Source organism: Idiomarina sp. UBA4206 (assembly GCF_002383015.1).
GTDB classification, from domain to species: domain Bacteria; phylum Pseudomonadota; class Gammaproteobacteria; order Enterobacterales; family Alteromonadaceae; genus Idiomarina; species Idiomarina abyssalis.
Genome location: NZ_DFTS01000021.1, coordinates 26667 through 31113, shown reverse-complemented (window position 1 = coordinate 31113; position 4447 = coordinate 26667). Strand labels below are relative to the sequence as shown.

The 4447-nt window shown below is 48.4% G+C and carries 4 protein-coding genes and 1 pseudogene; all 5 read left to right on the top strand.

Annotation, left to right across the window (positions count from 1 at the left end; translation table 11 throughout):
* Window positions 1-387, top strand: a pseudogene (locus tag B3180_RS04580) (dihydrolipoyl dehydrogenase); the annotation flags it as partial.
* 136 nt (window positions 388-523) lie between these two features.
* Window positions 524-2593 carry a M13 family metallopeptidase gene (locus tag B3180_RS04575; RefSeq protein WP_278358259.1) on the top strand — a complete coding sequence of 690 codons (2070 nt, stop codon included), beginning with the start codon at window positions 524-526 and terminating at the stop codon, window positions 2591-2593.
* Between the two features lie 9 nt (window positions 2594-2602).
* Window positions 2603-2947, top strand: a complete 345-nt coding sequence (locus B3180_RS04570; protein ID WP_278358258.1) for a hypothetical protein — start codon at window positions 2603-2605, stop codon at window positions 2945-2947.
* Window positions 2948-2990: 43 nt separating this feature from the next.
* A complete protein-coding gene (locus B3180_RS04565) occupies window positions 2991-4226 on the top strand; it encodes an efflux RND transporter periplasmic adaptor subunit (RefSeq protein WP_278358257.1) in 1236 nt (411 codons plus the stop codon).
* 8 nt (window positions 4227-4234) lie between these two features.
* The coding region (locus B3180_RS04560; RefSeq protein ID WP_286843294.1) for an efflux RND transporter permease subunit at window positions 4235-4447 on the top strand (213 nt) is incomplete at its 3' end.

Genomic DNA, 4447 nt, shown 5'->3' with positions numbered 1-4447 from the left:
ATTCCTTCTATCATGTACACCAACCCGGAAGTTGCATGGGCCGGCGTCACTGAAAAAGAAGCGAAAGATCAGGGTATTGAGTACGATGCAGTAACCTTCCCATGGTCAGCTTCAGGCCGTGCTATTGCGTCAAACGCCCAGCAAGGCATGACTAAGCTTATTTTTGATAAGAACAACCGGATTATTGGTGGTGCTATGTGTGGTACCAACGCCGGTGAGCTGCTTGGCGAAATTTGCCTGGCTATTGAAATGGGCTGTGACGCCGAAGACATCGCTCTGACCGTTCATGCACACCCAACCTTACATGAATCAGTCGGCTTAGCCGCAGAACTTCATGAAGGTTCCATTACCGATATGCCGAATCCTAAGGCGAAAAAGAAGAAGTAACATTTTGTTACGATAAATCATCGGTAAAACGGCCGCATTCATCGCGAATGTGGCCGTTTTTTTTGCGCTGAATTTAACAATGCGCTAGTTTAGAGTGGTTAAAAATAATGAACACTCAAAGAAAGGGTAACAATCGATGAAAAAATTGACCGCTGTAGCGCTAGGCGTTTCTATGGCATTAACGTTGGGTGCATGTTCACCACAGCAGGAAGAGTCTAAGCAACAAACCCAGCAGGCTGAAGAAGCAAAACAAGAACTGAGCTCTGGTGTTGTCTTAGAAAACTTTGATCACAGCGTAAAGCCAGAGAACGATCTGTATCAGTACGTTAATGGCACCTGGATTGATAAAACAGAAATTCCATCTGATCGTTCATCGGTAGGATCGTTTTTCGATTTACGTCAGCAAAACCAGAAACGTTTACGCGATATCATTGAAAAAGCCGCAGCGGAAAACCCGGAGCCGGGCACTAATGAGCGTAAAATTGGTGACTTTTTCAATGCGTTCATGGACGTGGAAACCTTGAATGAACTGGGCGCTAAGCCTATTCAGAATGACTTAGCGGCCATTCAGGCGCTGGAAAACCACGATTCTGTTTCTGAGCATATGGCACGCATGTTCCGTGGTGGTGTATCAATTCCATTTGGTTTTTATGTCTACCCAGACGCGAAAGATCCACAAACTAACGCTATGTATGTTTCTCAGTCAGGTTTAGGCTTGCCTGACCGTGACTACTACCTAAAAGACGACGAGAAGTTTGAAGAATTCCGTAACGCTTACGTCGAATACGCAGAAGACATTTTGAGCATGGTTGGTGTGGAAAACGCCGGCGAAGCGGCACAGCGTATCCTGGATTTAGAAACTCAGCTGGCTGAAGTTCAGTGGAGTCGTGTAGAAAGCCGTAATGCGGACAAAACTTATAATAAAAAATCCGCAGATGAAGTGTCCGACATGCTGGCAAACTTCAACTTTAAGCGCTTCATTGAGACGTCTGATTTATCGCACGTTGAAAACATGATCATCCGTCAGCCCTCGTACTTTGAAGACTTTGGGCAGCTGTTTAGTGAAGTCGACGTACAGGCGTGGAAAGACTACTTAAGTTTCCGTCTGGTTAACGAGTATGCCTCTGCACTTAGCGAAGACATCAGTAAGCGTCGCTTTGACTTTTACGGTACTACTTTACGTGGAACACCAGAGCAAGAGCCGCGTTGGAAACGTGCAGTAGATGCAACCAACAGTGTGTTAGGTGAAGTCTTAGGCCAGGTGTACGTTAAAGAATACTTCCCGCCAGAAGCGAAAGAAAAAATGGAAGGTTTGATTGAGAATCTTCGCGACGCTTATGGTCAGTCAATACGTAACCTGGAGTGGATGACTGAAGAGACCAAAGAAAAAGCCTTAGAAAAGCTGGAAAAATTTGATCCTAAAGTTGGTTACCCAAGCGAATGGCGCGACTACAGTAAGTTGGAAATTTCTGCCACAGACTTAGTTGCAAACTATAAAGCCTATGCTGAATTCAACTATCAGGAAGAAATTGCCAAGATTGGCGGTCCTGTTGACGAAGAAGACTGGGGTATGACACCACAGACGGTTAATGCTTATTACAGTCCTGTGCGTAACGAAATCGTATTCCCGGCCGGTATTTTGCAGCCTCCATTCTTTGATATGGACGCAGAAATGGCGGTGAACTACGGTGGTATTGGTGCGGTAATCGGCCATGAAATGGGCCACGGCTTTGATGACCAGGGTTCTAAATACGATGGTGACGGTAACCTGCAGAGCTGGTGGACCGACGCAGACCGTCAAGCCTTTGATGAGCGCGGCCAAAAACTGTCTGACCAGTTCAGTGAGTATGAGCCAATTGAAGGTCTTAATATCAATGGTGATCTGACTCTGGGTGAGAACATTGGTGACCTGGCCGGCCTGACCATTGCGTACGAAGCCTACAAAATGTCATTAGAAGGTGAAGAAGCACCTGTTCTTGACGGCTTTACCGGCGAACAGCGTGTGTTCATCGGCTGGGCACAGGTATGGCGTGGTAAATACCGTGAAGACGCCGTTCGTGAGCAGGTCATGAGCGACCCGCATTCACCAGCAGAGTATCGTGTGAACGGCACCGTAGTTAACGTTCCGGCGTTCTACGAAGCCTTTGATGTTGAAGAAGGTGATGAGTTGTACGTCGCACCTGAAAACCGCGTTATTATCTGGTAAGATGCGTACATGAAGAAACTTTGGGCAGTTATAGCAATTACAATGACACTTTTGGTGGGGTCCATGACTTCACCAATGGTGCATGCTATGCCTGCCCAAATGTCTGACTCTACTATGCAATCAGAACAAATGAGTGAGAGTCACGACTGTTGCGAGGAAGAAGCAACCCCCTGCAGTGATATGGAAGACAGTTTTTGCCAGCAGTGCGAACAACATTGCGCTGGTCAACTGGGACTGATGAATCCATTCAAACAACTTTCGCCAGCAGCCTCCACTCACGCTGCCGAGCCTATCTATTCAAACCTCCCGGTTATTACTGAAACGCTGATACGTCCGCCGAAACACGCAGTTTAAGCTCAGTTTTTACGTCTTAAACCGTTGTTTTCGAGGAAATACCATGCGTTATTGGATAGCTATATTAATCCTGATCCCATTTTTAACTTTGGCTCAGGAACACAATCATTCAGAAGATCAAAACCCGTTCGGGCAGAGCACCGAATATGTGTGCCCTATGCACAGCCAGGTGGTTCGTGACGAGCCGGGAACCTGCCCAATTTGCGGTATGGACTTGGTCAAGAAAGAACCTGAACAGGACCATTCTGAGCATGAAGCTGAAAAAAGCTTCACCGTCCCAGAGTCCAGTCAGCAGGCCATTCGGGTAACCACGGCCAGGGCCCAGCGCAAAGACTTGCAGCCTCAGTTAATGGCGCAGGCTCAGGTACGCTGGCAGGAATCTGCACAACGGCATATCCACAGCCGCGCGGAAGGCTGGGTAGAGGAATTACATGCTGACGTTGAAGGTCAGTGGGTAGAAAAGGGCGATAAACTCTACAGTCTGTATGCACCCGACCTGGTCGTGGCACAGGACGACTATCTGCAACTGCTTGATTCACTCTCGGATATCCGCAACGGTGACAACCAGCAAAGCTTTAAACGCCGCGGGCAGCAACGTTTGCGTTTGCTGGGTATGAGCGAAGCGCAGATTAAAGCGCTTGAGCAAGGTGGCGAAACCGAATATGTGGTCGATTACTACGCACCTGAGTCGGGCTATATTACCAGTCTGGATATTCAGGAAGGCATGTATGTGTCTCCCGGGCTTAAATTACTGACGCTGACGCAGGACAATCAGCTGTGGTTCTTTGCCGATGTTCCGGCGCGTTACAGTAAACAGTTAAAAACCGGGCAAATGGCTCATATTTCTTCTGAGCACTTCCCTGGCGCCCACTGGATGAACACCATTGACTACATTTATCCGCAAGTTGATCCGGTAACCCAGACCATCAAAGTCCGTATTCCGGTTAATGACTCCATTGATCGGCTGCGTGAAGGACTCTGGGCGACGGCTCATATTGAACTGGAGCCAGTAAGAGATGCTGTGGTTGTGCCGGTTGCCAGCTTAATTGTCACCGGCGCCAATAACCGCGTGGTGGTAAAATCCGGAGCGCGCGAATTTGAAGTGCGCGAAGTCACGACCGGACTGCGTGTTGGTAATGAAATTGCCATTGAAGAAGGCCTGCAGGAAGGTGAGTTAGTGGTCACTTCGGGTCAGTTCCTTCTGGACTCAGAGGCCAGCTTGCAAGGTCTGGGTCTGGATAGCAGCGATGATGCCCCTGCGCCACAACATAACCACTAGGAGGTTTTATGTTAGCTCGTATTATTGAAGCCTCCATACGTAACTCGTGGATGGTGTTACTGCTGTTCTTAGGTTTGGCTTTCTGGGCCTGGCAGTCGCTGCAGCAAACCAAACTGGACGCAATACCGGACTTGTCGGAAGTTCAGGTTATCGTCAAAACCAATTACCCGGGACAAGCGCCGGCGGTAGTGGAGGAGCAGGTGACCTATCCGCTCTCGAGT